At 62.4% G+C, this 13,301-nt stretch carries 11 protein-coding genes; 5 read left to right on the top strand and 6 right to left on the bottom strand.

What is annotated here, in order from left to right; all coding sequences use genetic code 11:
• Positions 1–110: 110 nt before the first annotated feature.
• Positions 111–1,007: a LysR substrate-binding domain-containing protein gene (locus J5289_RS14545; RefSeq protein WP_209184382.1), complete on the bottom strand. Its 897-nt coding sequence runs from the start codon at positions 1,005–1,007 to the stop codon at positions 111–113.
• Positions 1,008–1,109: 102 nt separating this feature from the next.
• Between J5289_RS14545 and J5289_RS29235 the strand changes: the two genes are divergently transcribed.
• A complete protein-coding gene (locus J5289_RS29235; RefSeq protein ID WP_111222617.1) occupies positions 1,110–1,307 on the top strand; it encodes a hypothetical protein in 198 nt (65 codons plus the stop codon).
• Here J5289_RS29235 and xdhC read toward each other — a convergent pair.
• The 4 genes from xdhC to J5289_RS14525 all read right to left on the bottom strand — a co-directional run bounded on the left by xdhC (position 1,286) and on the right by J5289_RS14525 (position 7,255).
• Positions 1,286–2,092, bottom strand: a complete 807-nt coding sequence (xdhC, locus tag J5289_RS14540) for a xanthine dehydrogenase accessory protein XdhC (RefSeq protein ID WP_374108277.1) — start codon at positions 2,090–2,092, stop codon at positions 1,286–1,288. The genes J5289_RS29235 and xdhC overlap by 22 nt on opposite strands.
• Before the next feature lie 544 nt (positions 2,093–2,636).
• Positions 2,637–4,973 carry a xanthine dehydrogenase molybdopterin binding subunit gene (gene xdhB, locus J5289_RS14535; protein ID WP_142823413.1) on the bottom strand — a complete coding sequence of 779 codons (2,337 nt, stop codon included), beginning with the start codon at positions 4,971–4,973 and terminating at the stop codon, positions 2,637–2,639.
• Complete coding sequence (gene xdhA, locus J5289_RS14530) at positions 4,973–6,439, bottom strand: xanthine dehydrogenase small subunit (protein ID WP_209184380.1); 1,467 nt, start codon at positions 6,437–6,439, stop codon at positions 4,973–4,975. The genes xdhB and xdhA overlap by 1 nt, the downstream gene beginning before the upstream one ends.
• A gap of 42 nt (positions 6,440–6,481) precedes the next feature.
• On the bottom strand, positions 6,482–7,255 hold the full coding sequence (locus J5289_RS14525) for a 3-hydroxybutyrate dehydrogenase (protein WP_209184379.1): 774 nt from the start codon (positions 7,253–7,255) through the stop codon (positions 6,482–6,484).
• Between the two features lie 162 nt (positions 7,256–7,417).
• Between J5289_RS14525 and glpK the strand changes: the two genes are divergently transcribed.
• Complete coding sequence (glpK, locus tag J5289_RS14520; protein ID WP_209184378.1) at positions 7,418–8,911, top strand: glycerol kinase GlpK; 1,494 nt, start codon at positions 7,418–7,420, stop codon at positions 8,909–8,911.
• Between the two features lie 96 nt (positions 8,912–9,007).
• On the opposite strand, the gene J5289_RS14515 is transcribed toward glpK, so the two are convergent.
• Positions 9,008–10,216 carry a TIGR03862 family flavoprotein gene (locus J5289_RS14515; RefSeq protein WP_209184377.1) on the bottom strand — a complete coding sequence of 403 codons (1,209 nt, stop codon included), beginning with the start codon at positions 10,214–10,216 and terminating at the stop codon, positions 9,008–9,010.
• 152 nt (positions 10,217–10,368) lie between these two features.
• On the opposite strand from J5289_RS14515, the gene J5289_RS14510 reads away from it, so the two are divergent.
• The 3 genes from J5289_RS14510 (at position 10,369) to sbmA (ending at position 13,244) form a co-directional block, all read left to right on the top strand.
• Positions 10,369–10,860: an SRPBCC family protein gene (locus J5289_RS14510; protein ID WP_209184376.1), complete on the top strand. Its 492-nt coding sequence runs from the start codon at positions 10,369–10,371 to the stop codon at positions 10,858–10,860.
• Between the two features lie 127 nt (positions 10,861–10,987).
• Positions 10,988–11,740, top strand: coding sequence for a type I methionyl aminopeptidase (map, locus tag J5289_RS14505; protein WP_111222625.1), 753 nt, complete (start codon positions 10,988–10,990; stop codon positions 11,738–11,740).
• A gap of 238 nt (positions 11,741–11,978) precedes the next feature.
• A complete protein-coding gene (sbmA, locus tag J5289_RS14500; RefSeq protein ID WP_142823407.1) occupies positions 11,979–13,244 on the top strand; it encodes a peptide antibiotic transporter SbmA in 1,266 nt (421 codons plus the stop codon).
• Positions 13,245–13,301: the final 57 nt, after the last annotated feature.

Raw genomic sequence — 13,301 nt, 5'->3', positions numbered from 1 at the left:
GAATACCATGCTGTTTGTTGCGCCTGCGAACACGCGGCGGCAAGATGTGACGGTTCGGTTACAGTCGTTGGTGCGACGCGTGCCGGGCGATTGCCGATGGCGCCTGCCTTTCATGCGGTCGGGCCGTGAATTGCGGTCATCAGCCAGTTTCGGAAGGCTCTGATTTTCGGCGTGTTGCGCCGGCTTTCGGGATAGGCCAGCCAGTAATCGTGGCCATCGTCGCAAACCAGCGGAAAGGGCTGCAGCAGCCGTCCGGAGGCCAGATCGTCCCGGTAGAATTCGGGTGTCAGGATAGCCACCCCCTGGCCTGCAATTGCGGCGCTCGCCTCGAACGACTGCGCGCCCAGCCGGCTGCGGGGCCGGCTTTCCAGGTCAGGGTTTTCTACGCCTGCCGCCTTGAACCAGATAACCCACCAGGGATCGCCGGCATCGATGATCCTGAGCTTCAGCAGGTCTTCCGGCGCATGGATCCCGCCAATGTCCTCCGCAAGGCGTGGGCTGAGCATCGGGGTAAAATCGACCTTGATGAGCCGGTTGGCAGCAAGACCCTGCCAATTTCCGCCACCGCTTCGGATGGCAACGTCCGCAGTTTCGCGGCTGAAATCGATGAGGTCATCCGAGGTCTTAAGCCGAACGGCGATCGTTGGATGAAGAATTTGAAACGAGCCCAGATTGCGCGCGAGCCATTGCGACGCAAATGTCGGCGTTGAGTGAATGATCAGCGTCTCCTCGGCCGCCTCCCTCACGGACGCCATCGCCTCGTTCAATATCCCGAAGGCCTCGGTCACCTTTGGCAGCAGCCTTAGCCCGGTTTCAGTGAGGCTGATCTGCCGTGGTCGCCGCAGGAACAGGGCCTCGCCGATATTCTCCTCGAGCAGCTTGATCTGGTAGCTGACGGCCGTCTGCGTCATGCCGATCTCTTCGCCCGCCTTCGTGAAGCTGCCCAGCCGCGCCACCGTTTCGAACACGCGCAGCGCATTGAGGGGAAACTGCCTCGATAACTTCATGGATCAGATCTCTTTATGCATACAGACGGTTGTTCGATTGGAACTGCAGCATTTGCGGCGGCACACTGCAATCCCTGAGATCAATTAAACAAAGGTGAAGTCATGGCCTGCAATGCAGTCTCGCCGCTTGGAATGGCAAGACGGAGGATATCAATTCGTGGAAAATTGCTGCACTTTTTTACCAGACTGTTGCCTGCTGGCGGGAAGCTAGACCTCGATGCCACGCCGGACCGCGTCAAGCGCGATCTCGGTTTCCTCGACGGTCGCGATCCGCGCTATCAGGACCCGTGGCTGCGGTAAGCGGCGAGCGCGGTCAGGATTTCGGCAGCGGTCATGGCGGCGATGACCTCGGGGCGCTTGTCCTTGACGGCCCCGCCGCCGATGGGCAGCGTCAGGCGTTCGAGCGAGGATTTGTCGCCGCCTTCGCGCGTCAGCCAATGGGCAAAGGTGGCGCGCTTGGTGGCAGAGCCGATCATGCCGACATAGGCGAGGTCGGATCGTGCCAAAGCCTCCCGGGCGATCAGGAAATCGAGCGCATGGTCATGCGTAAGGATCAGCACCACGCTGCCGGGTGGAAGCTCAGCAACTAGCGCTTCCGGCATGGCGAGCAGCCGTGTCGCGGTGCCATCGGGCAGCTCATCCAGTTCTTCCCTGCGGGTCTCGACGACGAGGGTTGCGACCGGCAGCGGTCTCAGCGCCGCCGTCAGCGCCCGCCCGACATGGCCGGCGCCGAACAGCGTCACCTGCGGGAAGGCTTCCGCCTCCCTATCCAGCCGCCTGTGGAGGTCCGCGATGGTCTCTGCACTGGCGAGACGGCAGCGCAACTGCGTCCGGCCACCGCAGCACTGGCCGATCTCAGGGCCGAGCGGAATATCCATCACCTCGATGCCACCGCCGCCGAGCATCGCGCGGGCATTGGCAATCGCCAGAAACTCAAACTGCCCACCACCGATGGTGCCCCAGATGTCGTGTTGCGAAACCAGCATGAACGTGCCCGTCTCGCGCGGAACAGACCCTTGCGTGCCGGTGATCTCAATGAGGACGGCAGCGGGATTTTGCGCGAGGAAGGCGGCAAGGGAGGGGATCATGGCCTGGCCTCCGGATAGACGGAGAGCATCAAGGAAGTCCCCCCGGTCTCCCTCATTCCTGTGCCAGTCACAGCAATCCAGTGCGCCCAAGTCTTTGGGCGCGGGGGGCTTATCGTGGCCCGGAAGAGCATCCCCTCACGGCGCAGACGCGCCATGGCTGGATTCCTGTGACGAGCACAGGAATGAGTGAAGAGGTGAGTGTGCCGTAGATTTATCGGTGTGATGCGCAAGCGGCGGATCTGGACAATAAGTGCAATGCGGCCGTCCCCGGCGTACAAGGAGAGAGGGGAACAAGCGCCTCCCACTACCCTCATTCCTGTGCCTGTCACAGGAATCCAGTGCGCCCAAGTCTTTGGGCGCGAAAGATCTTCTGTTGCTAGTGGAAGCGTGCCCTCACGGCGCAGACGCGCCGTGGCTGGATTCCTGTTGCCAGCACAGGAATGAGGGGAGGTGTTGATTTGCCGAGGGTTTTTCGGTGCGGCTTCGGCTTCCCGGCACGGTTGTTGCGGTCCGGGGCGGGATATCGGCAAGTCGTTCGTCCTCATCGGCCTTTCAGCCGCTCTACGGCCATCAGCACCCGCTCGGGCGTAGCGGGAGCGTCGAGTCTGGGGCAGAGGCGGTAGTCGGCGACGCTGGCGATGGCCATGGAGAGGGCTTCGAGCACGGAAACGCCGAGCACGAAGGGGGGTTCGCCGACGGCTTTTGAGCGGCCGATGGTCGGCTCGCTATTTTCCGACCATTCGGCGAGCTTGACGTTGAAGATTTTCGGCCGGTCGGACGCGAGCGGGATCTTGTAGGTCGAGGGCGCGTGGGTGCGCAGGCGGCCCTTGGCGTCCCACCATAACTCTTCCGTTGTCAGCCAGCCCATGCCCTGCACGAAGGCGCCTTCGATCTGGCCGATGTCGATGGCCGGGTTCAGCGACCTGCCGACATCGTGGAGGATGTCGGTGCGGTCGATCAGATATTCGCCGGTCAGCGTGTCGATGGAGACTTCCGAGCAGGCGGCACCATAGGAGAAATAGTAGAACGGCGTGCCACGCCCTGCCTTGCGGTCCCAGTGGATTTTCGGTGTCTTGTAGAAGCCGGCGGCGGAAAGCTGGACGCGGGCGAAATAGGCCTGGTTGATGAGATCGGGGAAGGGGATCTCGATCTCGCCGACCCGAACCCGGTTCGGCAGGAATATGACGTCTGCCGGCTCGACATTCCACTTAGCGGCAGCAAAGGCGACCAGCCGCTCCTTGATCTGCCGGGCTGCATCATAGGCCGCCATGCCGTTGAGGTCGGAACCGGAAGAGGCGGCCGTGGCCGAAGTGTTCGGCACCTTGGCCGTTGTCGTCGCGGTGATCTTTACCCGCTCGATGTCGACCTGGAAGGCCTCGGCCAGCACCTGGGCCACCTTGGTATAGAGGCCCTGGCCCATCTCGGTGCCGCCGTGGTTCAGGTGGATCGAGCCATCCTGATAGACATGCACGAGCGCACCGGCTTGGTTGAACGCGGTCATCGTGAAGGAAATCCCGAATTTCACCGGCGTCAGCGCGATGCCCTTGCGGATGTAGCGGCTGCTGCGGTTGAATTCGACGATCGCCTGGCGACGGCCCCGGTAGTCGGCGGAGGCTTCGAGTTCGTCGACGAGACGGCCGATGATGTTGTCCTCGACCTCCTGGTGATAGGGGGTCAGCGTCCGGCCGGAGCCTGGCTGACCGTAGAAATTCAGCTTGCGGATATCCAGTGGATCCTTGCCAACAGCATAGGCGATCTCCTCGATGACGCGCTCGGCGCCGACGATGCCCTGCGGCCCGCCGAACCCGCGAAAGGCGGTGTTCGAGACGGTGTGGGTCTTCAGCGGCTTTGAGACCAGATGGACGTGCGGGTAGAAATAGCTGGAATCGGCATGGAAGAGAGCACGGTCGGTGACCGGGCCGGAGAGATCGGAGGAGAAGCCACAGCGCGCCGCAAAGGTGGCGTCGAGCGCGTGGATGCGGCCGTCTTCGTCGAAGCCGACCTCGTAATCGACCAGGAAATCGTGGCGCTTGCCGGTGGCGATCATGTCCTCGTCGCGGTCTGGGCGGAACTTGACGGCGCGGTTGAGTTTTTTCGCGGCGATGGCGGCGAGCGCTGCAAACTGGTTGCCTTGAGTCTCCTTACCGCCGAAGCCGCCGCCCATGCGGCGAACGTTGACGGTCACGGCGTTGGACGGAATGTTGAGGACGTGGCCGACGATATGCTGGATTTCGCTCGGATGCTGGGTCGAGGACCAGACGGTCACCTCGTCGTCCTCGCCGGGGATAGCCATAGCGATATGGCTTTCGAGATAGAAATGCTCCTGGCCACCGATCCGCATCTGGCCCTTCAGCCGCTGCGGTGCCTTTGCCATCTCGGTCTCGGGTTCGCCGCGCTTGAGGGTCATCGGCTCGTAGACGACGGGGCCGCCGTTGGCCAGCGCGCCATCGATGTCGCTCCAGTGCGGCAGGTCGCGATAGTCGATCTTGGCCAGCCGTGCGGCGCGGCGCGCAATCTCGCGCGTCGTGGCGATGACGGCGAAGATTGGCTGGCCGTGGAACTCGACCTTTGTTTCGGCGAGCAGCGGCTCGTCGTGCTTGCCGTTCGAACTGACGTCGTTAATCCCAGGCACGTCGGCGCCGGTCATCACCCAGATCACGCCGGGGACGGCGGCAACGGCGGAAAGGTCGATGCCCTCGATCTCCGCATGGGCCCGGTCGGACAGGCCCAGCGCCCCGTGCAGGAGGTTGGCGGGCTCCGGAATGTCGTCGATGTAGTCGGCAGCGCCGGTGACATGCTTGTGAGCCGAATCATGCTTCAGCGACGCGTGCATGGCGCCGTTGATGATCTTGCGCTTCTCGAATGTGGATTTGTCCATCACGCCATCTCCTCGAAGCGCCTGAGTTCCTGCGGTTCGCCCGTGGTCTCAAGATAAAAGCGCAGCAGCAGGTTCTTGGCCGTCAGCTGTCGGTATTCGGCGGTGGCGCGCCAGTCGGTCAAGGGCTGGAAGTCGGCATCGAAGGCGGGACGCGCCGCCTCGACGGTGGCCTCGGTCCAGGGTTTGCCGATCAGTTCGGCCTCGACGGTGCGGGCCCGCTTCGGCGTTCCGGCCATGCCGCCAAAGGTGATGCGGATGTCGTGAACGTCGTTGTTAGCGTCCAGCGTCAGGTAGAAGGCACCGAGCACGGCGGTGATGTCCTCGTCGCGGCGCTTGGTGATCTTGTAGACGGCGAATTTGGCATCGTCGGCCGGGTAGGGCACGAAGATGCTCTCGACGAACTCGTCCGGATGCCTGTCCTGCTTGCCGTAGGCGATGAAGAAGTCTTCCAGTCGCAACTGGCGGGTTCCTGCAGCGGAGCGCAGCTTGACGGTGGCGCCGAGAGCGATCAGCGGCGGCGGGCTGTCGCCGATCGGCGAGCCGTTGGCGATGTTGCCGCCGATGGTGCCCATATTGCGCACCTGGTCGCCACCGATACGGTCGATCAGCCGGCCGAGTGTCGGTACGCGGGAGGCGATAGTCTCGAAGGCGCGCGTATAGGTGACGCCGGCGCCGATGGTAAAGCCGCCGTCACCTGAGGTGATCGACTGCATTTCGGTGAGATGATTGATGAAGACCACCGGGTTCAGTACCCGCATCTGCTTGGTGACCCAAAGGCCGACATCGGTGGAGCCGGCAACCACGGTGGCATCCGGCTCCTGTGCCAGGATGCGGGCGAGATCGTCCATGGAGCCGGGGACGATCACGCGCTCATCGCCCGAAGATACGGTGATCGTCTCGCGGCTCTGCAGCGCCCAGAGCCGTGCCATGATGTCGGCTCGGGTCTTTTGCAAAGGATCGAACAGCGCGCTCGGGCGCAGCAGGCTCACCTGTTCGGCCGCCTTGACGATCGGCTCGTAGCCGGTGCAACGACAGAGATTGCCCTGCAAGGCCTTCTCGATGGCGGCGCGGCCTGGCTTTTCGTTGGCGAGCCAGAGGCCGTAAAGTGACATTACGAAACCGGGTGTGCAGAAACCGCATTGCGAGCCGTGGCAATCGACCATCGCCTGCTGCACGGGATGGAGCGTGCCATCCTTTGCCGCCAGATGCTCGATGGTGACGACATGGGTACCGTGAAGCGAGCCGACGAAGCGGATGCACGCGTTGACCGATTCGTAATGCAGGCCGCCGTCGATCAGCCTCCCGACCAGCACAGTACAGGCACCGCAGTCACCCTCGGCGCATCCTTCCTTGGTGCCGGTCATGTGCCTGCCGATGCGCAGGAAATCCAGCAGCGTCTCCGTCGGCCGCAGGCTCGACAGGGCGATGTCTTCGCCATTCAGGATGAACCGGATCGTGTCGTTCATGGAGCCTCTTGCCGTTTGTCATAAACTTTCAACCTGCCATGGTTAGGCTGCAGTCCATCCTCCGTCAATCGAGACGTGCGTTCCGGTGACCTGGCGCGCCTCGTCGCTGGCCAGATAGAGCGTCAAAGCAGCGATCTCCTCTGCTTTGACGAACTCGCGCGTCGGTTGGGCCTTGAGCAGCACCTCGGTCTTCACCTGCTCCTCCGTCATGCCGCGCGCCATTGCCGTGTCGGGGATCTGGCTCTCCACCAGCGGAGTGAGCACGTAGCCGGGACAGATGGCATTCACCGTCACCCCGAATTCGGCAAGTTCCAGCGCCGCCGTCTTGGTGAGGCCGAGAATGCCGTGCTTGGCGGCGACATAGGCGCTTTTGAAAGGCGAGGCGACCAGTGCATGGGCGGAGGCAATGTTGACGATCCGGCCGTAGCGCTCAGCTTTCATGAAGGGAATTGCCGCACGCATGGTGTGGAACGCGCTGGACAGGTTGATGGCGATGATCCGGTCCCACTGGTCGATCGGGAAGTCCTCGATCGGGGCGACATGCTGGATGCCGGCATTGTTGACCAGCACGTCGATCCCGCCAAAGGCTGCCGCAGCGTTGGCGATCAGGTCGGCGATTTCGGCAGGCTTCGTCATATCGGCCGGATGGTAAAGGACGCTGCCGCCGGGCGCCTCGAGGCGGGCGCGGATGGCCTCGATCTCGTCAGCTTCGCCGAAGCCGTTGATGACGACATTGTCGCCCCTGCCGGCAAAGGCGCTGGCGATGGCAAGGCCTATGCCGCTGGTGGAACCGGTGACGACGACTGTTCTGGCCATGCTCTGCTCTCTGTCCGTGCGGTGCTACTTTAATTTGAGGTTAGTCCCAAAGTCCTGCAACTGACAACCTGCCGCCGGCGGCAATAATTTTACCATTTGCTTTCTGTTCAGACGGGCGAGCCTGTCCTATTGGTGTCGTCTCGGGAGAAGGACGGACATCATATGAGCGGCTATATTCTGGCAATCGACCAGGGAACAACCTCGACGCGGGCGATCATCTTCGATGACAAGATGAAGGTGGCAGGTGGTGGCCAGATAGAGTTTCCGCAGATCTATCCGCAATCCGGCTGGGTCGAGCACGATCCGGAGGATATCTGGCAAAGCGTGCTTTCGACCGTGCGCGATGCCATAGCCGCTGCCGGCATCGAGGCCGGGCAGATCGCCGCGATCGGCATTACCAACCAGCGCGAGACGGTTGTCGTCTGGGAGCGCGACACCGGCAAGCCGATCCAGAACGCCATCGTCTGGCAGGACAGGCGGACGGCGGCCTATTGCGACAAGCTGAAACGCCAGGACCTGGAAAAACTGTTCACGAAGCGCACCGGCCTGCTGCTCGATCCGTATTTTTCGGGGACCAAGCTTTCCTGGATGCTGGCCAATGTCAAAGGCGCCCGTGCGCGGGCGGCAAGGGGCGAACTCTGCTTCGGAACGATAGACACGTTCCTGATCTGGCGACTGACCGGGGGCAAAAGTTTCGTCACCGACGCCACCAATGCGTCTCGGACCCTTATGTTCAACATTGCCGACAACGAGTGGGACGAGGAGCTGCTCGACATCCTGCGCGTGCCAGCGGCGATGCTGCCCGAAGTCAAGGATTGCGCCGCCGATTTCGGCGTCACCGATCCCGACATCTTCGGCGCGGCGGTCCCCATTCTTGGCGTTGCCGGCGACCAGCATGCGGCCATGATCGGGCAAGCCTGTTTCGAGCCCGGCATGATGAAATCGACCTATGGCACCGGATGCTTCGCCTTGCTCAACACCGGCTCGGACAGGGTGCGCTCGAAGAACCGGCTGCTCACCACCATCGCCTATAGGCTCGATGGCAAGACCACTTATGCGCTCGAAGGCTCGATCTTCATCGCAGGGGCTGCGGTGCAGTGGCTGCGGGATGGCATGGGCCTGATCGGTTCGGCCGAGGAATCGGGCAAGTTGGCGGCCAAGGCCGATCCCGGACAGGATATCTACCTCGTGCCGGCCTTTACCGGGCTCGGGGCGCCGCACTGGGATGCCCATGCACGCGGCGCGATTTTCGGGCTGACGCGTAACACGGGCCCTGCCGAATTTGCCCATGCGGCATTGGAAGCAGTCTGCTACCAGACATGCGATCTGCTCGACGCCATGCACAAGGACTGGAAGAAGCGCGCGGACGAGACGGTGCTCAGGGTCGATGGCGGCATGGTCGCTTCCGACTGGACCATGCAGCGGCTGGCCGATCTGCTCGATGCGCCGGTAGATCGCCCGACGATTCTCGAGACGACGGCTCTCGGGGCCGCGTGGCTTGCCGGCAGCCGCGCCGGCGTCTGGCCACAGCGCGAGGCCTTCGCCAAGGCCTGGGCCGTCGACCGGCAATTCGTGCCCGAGATGGACGAGGCGACGCGCGCGGTCAAGCTCAAGGGCTGGAAGGACGCTGTGCGTCGCACCCTGAGCGGCGGGTAGTCAGGCCGGGAGCTCAAGCCCCGCAGGATCTGAAAAAAACCGAATCGTATGAATCGCTTGCGTCACTCGGCGGGAAGGCCGATTCAACTGCTTCATTCAGCGCTTGAGCCAGGCATCCAGACCGGTGGCGGCGGCGCGGCCGGTCGCAAAGCAGGCCGTCAGCAGGTAACCGCCGGTCGGCGCCTCCCAGTCGATCATCTCGCCGGCGACGAAGGTCCCGGGGCGGGCCTTCAGCATATAGTCCTCGTCGATGGCAGCCCAAGCGATGCCGCCGGCAGAGGAGATCGCCTCGGCTATCGGCCTCGGCCGGAGAACCGGGATCGGCAGCGCCTTGATCCAGCCGGGGAGACGGTCCGGATCGGCAAGATCGGCGGCGGGCACGAATTCCCGCAGTAGCGCGGTCTTGACGCCCTCGATGCCGGCTGCCTTGCGGAGGCGATTGGAGAGGCTGGCTTTAGCGCCCTGGCGGGCCAGGTCCTTTGCCAGCCGGTTTGCATTTCGCCCGGGTGCAAGGTCTATCGTGAGGCTGGCGCGGCCGGTTCTCTCGAGGCGGTCGCGAAGGGCTGCGGCATGGGCATAGACGAGGCTACCCTCTATGCCATGCTGGCCGATAACGAATTCGCCCGGAGACGTGCCGGCATCCGAGGTGGCCGTCACGGATTTCAGCGGTGCGCCGGCAAAGCGGGTGACGATATCCTCGCTCCATTCGACATCGAAGCCGCAGTTTGCCGGGCGGAATGGCGCTATCTCGACGCCTGAGTCTGCGAGCGCTGTCGTCCATTGGCCGTCCGAACCGAGCCTTGGCCAGCTGGCTCCGCCGAATGCCAGCAATGTCGCATCTGACGGTAGCGTGCGTTTGCCCTCCGGCGTCTCGAAAACATGGCCGTTATCGGCAAAGCCGATCCAGCGATGTCGCGCAAGGATGGTGACGCCTGCGGCCTGCAGGCGCTTCAACCAGGCGCGCAGCAGGGGCGAGGCTTTCATAGCGCGGGGAAAGACGCGGCCGGAGGAGCCGACGAAGGTTTCGATGCCCAGATCTGCCGCCCATTGCCGCACCGCATCCGGGCCAAAGGCGTCGAGGGCAGGGCGAAGCCCGGGAATGGAGCCGCCGAAGCGGCTGGCAAACGCGGCATGGTCCTCTGAATGGGTGATGTTGAGGCCGGACTTGCCGGCCAGCAGGAATTTGCGCGCGACCGTCGGCATGCTGTCATAGACGGTGACGGCGTGGCCGGAACTGGCCAGCACCTCAGCGGCCATGAGACCTGCGGGGCCGGCGCCTATGATGGCAATTTGTTTTCTGGTCATCGTCTCACCGATTGGATTTCTGCCTCTTCTCGCGCTTGACGGGGAAAGGTGCAAGCACTGCGTCCAGGCATGCAGCCATTGGCGAGATCCCGGACTTGTCCTAGACTTCCGCTGCTGCATATGTCCAGGCAATCACCGAGGAGGAATGTCCCATGAGCGAAGAAGATACGGTCCGCGAAGCCGATATCGTCCGTCACGAGTTGTCGCTGACGCGGGTCATTGCAGCGACGCCCGACAAGCTGTTCCGGGCATGGACGGAGCCGGAACTGCTGAAGCAATGGTTTGCCCCGCTGCCGTTCAGGACCACGACTGCCGAGCTCGATCCTCGTCCGGGCGGCACCAGTTTTATCGTGATGCTCGGGCCGGATGGCGTGGAGTATCCCAACCGCGGCGTCTACCTGGATGTCGTCGAAAACCGCAAGCTGGTCTTCACCGACGCCTTCACCAGCGCCTGGATACCCTCTGCCAAGCCGTTCATGACCGCCATCGTCACGTTCGACGACATCGGCAACGGCCAGACGCGCTACACCGCTCGGGCGCTGCACTGGAGCGCGGAGGACCGCGAAACCCATGAAAACATGGGTTTTTACGAGGGCTGGGGCCAGTGCGCCGACCAGCTGGCGTCGCTGGTGGCGACGCTCTGAGTGCTGGATAGGCCGCAAATGACGGGCGCACAGGGAAAAAGGCATTGACGGACGAGTGAGGAGGCGCGAAAGCCAGCGCTCCATCCGTTTGGCCCGACAGGGCCGCTAGAGCCGGAATCCTGTTTCGATGATCATTTCAAGCGACGACGAATTCACCAAGATGAAGGACATCGGCCGTATCTGCGCAAATGCGCTGAAGGTGATGGCTGCAGCTCTCGAGCCGGGGATCACGACGCTGGAGCTCGATGCTATCGGCCGCAAGGCGCTTGAAGACGCCGGTGCACGGTCGGCGCCCGAGACCGTCTATCGCTTTCCCGGCGCGACATGCATCAGCGTCAACGAAGAAGTGGCGCACGGAATTCCGGGCCCACGCGTCATTGCGGCCGGCGATCTCGTCAATCTGGATGTGTCTGCCGAAAAGGACGGGTTCTTTTCCGATACGGGCGCATCCTTCACGGTGCCGCCGGTCAAGCCGAAGATCGAGCGTCTCTGCCGCGATGGCAAGCGGGCGCTGTGGGTTGGCCTCAACCAGGTGCGCAGCGACGTGCCTTTCCTGCAGATCGGCAAGGCCGTTGGCGCCTTTGCTGCAAAGCACCGCTACACGCTGATCGCCAATCTGGCCAGCCACGGCATCGGCCGCTCGCTGCACGAGGAGCCGGCCGAGGTGTCGACCTGGGCCGATCCGAGCGAGACGCGGATCATGCAGGACGGGCTGGTCTTCACCGTCGAGCCTTTCCTGTCGCTCGGCGCCAGCTGGGCCGAGGGCGGCGACGATGCCTGGACCCTCTACAGCGATCCGCGCGCGCCTACCGTACAGTTCGAACACACCGTCATCGCCACCCGAAACGGGCCCGTGATTTTGACGCTAGCGGACGAATAAGGCGCCTGCCCCGATCGGCGCGTACGCTCGGAAACGCGGGCACGCGAAGCCAGATGCAACCTCCCGGCGGTGCGTGGCGCCGATGCGCTCAGCAATCGGATGATATCCTGGGAACAAGCCGTTACAAATGTGTAAGAAAGCGGGAAGAGCGTTGCCGCTGCTTTGGAACTGTCTTAGGTTCCCGCAAAATCAGCATCGGCTGATGCTTCCCATCTTCCCGTTCAGGAAAGCGATCTCTTTGTTTCATTCCTTCTTTCCTCAGCCCAAGGTGTTCTTCACCTCCCTCATCGTCTGGACGCTGGTTGCCATCTTTGGCTGGTATCTTGGCGCAGCGCATCTCGGTGTGACGTTAGGCTTCGGACCCGTTCCGGAAGATCAACAGCCGATCGACCTGTCGTTCTTCCTGCTGCGCGAGAATCTCTGGTTCTACGGTTACTTCTTCCTTTCGGGCATAATCTTCTGTGGTTTTTGGCATCTGAAGGCGATCAATCACCCATGGAAGCTGTGGTCGGTCTGGGGCTCTGCGCTGATCATCTTCGTGACTTATTTCGGCGTCCAGATCAGCGTCGTCGTCAATAACTGGCGCCGGCCGTTCGGGGACCTACTGCAGAATGCGTTGTCCAAGAAACCCGGTATATCAGTCGAGAATTTCTACGACCTGATGATTGTGTTCGCGCAGATCGCGTTTCTCAGCATGTTCGTCTCGATCGTCACCGACTTCTTCACCAGCCACTACATTTTCCGCTGGCGCACGGCGATGAACAATTTCTATGCGTCCAAGTGGGAAAAGTTGCGGCACATCGAAGGTGCATCGCAGCGTGTTCAGGAAGACACGATGCGCTTTTCGAGCACGCTCGAAGGGCTCGGCATCACGCTCATCAATTCCGTCATGACGCTGGTGGTGTTCCTGCCTATCCTGCTCGCATTGTCGAACTACGTCACCGATCTGCCATTTATCGGAAAAGTGCCAAATTCGCTGTTCTGGCTGGCCTTGTTCTGGTCTGTGTTCGGGACCGTGCTGCTGGCTGTCGCCGGCATCAAGCTGCCTGGCTTGAACTTCCGCAACCAGCGTGTCGAGGCAGCCTATCGCAAGGAACTCGTCTACGGCGAGGACCACGCGGATCGCGCCCAGCCGGCAACGCTGACGGAGTTGTTCGGAAACGTCCGGCGCAATTATTACCGGATGTATTTCCACTACCTGTACTTCAACGTCGCCCGCTATTTCTATGTCCAGGCGGACGCGCTTTTCGTGGTCTTCATGCTCGTGCCGACGATTGTCGCCGGTACCATCACCTACGGCATCTTCCAGCAGATCTCGACAGCGTTTGGACAGGTCAGCAACTCCTTCCAGTATCTCGTCAACTCCTGGACGACGATCATCGAGCTGCTATCGATCCACAAGCGCCTCAAGTCCTTCGAGGCAGCCATCGACGACGAGCCCCTGCCGGCGATTGATCGCCATTATCTGGAGCGTCAGGCGCAGAGCGAGAACCCGGAAACCTGAGAATTCCAGCGACAATGCAAAAAGGCTCCGGAGACGGAGCCTTTTTTCGTGGAGTCT

The sequence above is a fragment of the Rhizobium sp. B230/85 genome, assembly GCF_019355735.1.
Lineage (GTDB): Bacteria > Pseudomonadota > Alphaproteobacteria > Rhizobiales > Rhizobiaceae > Rhizobium > Rhizobium rhododendri.
Note: the sequence above shows the minus strand (reverse complement) of the source record. Positions and strands in the feature narration are given on the sequence as shown.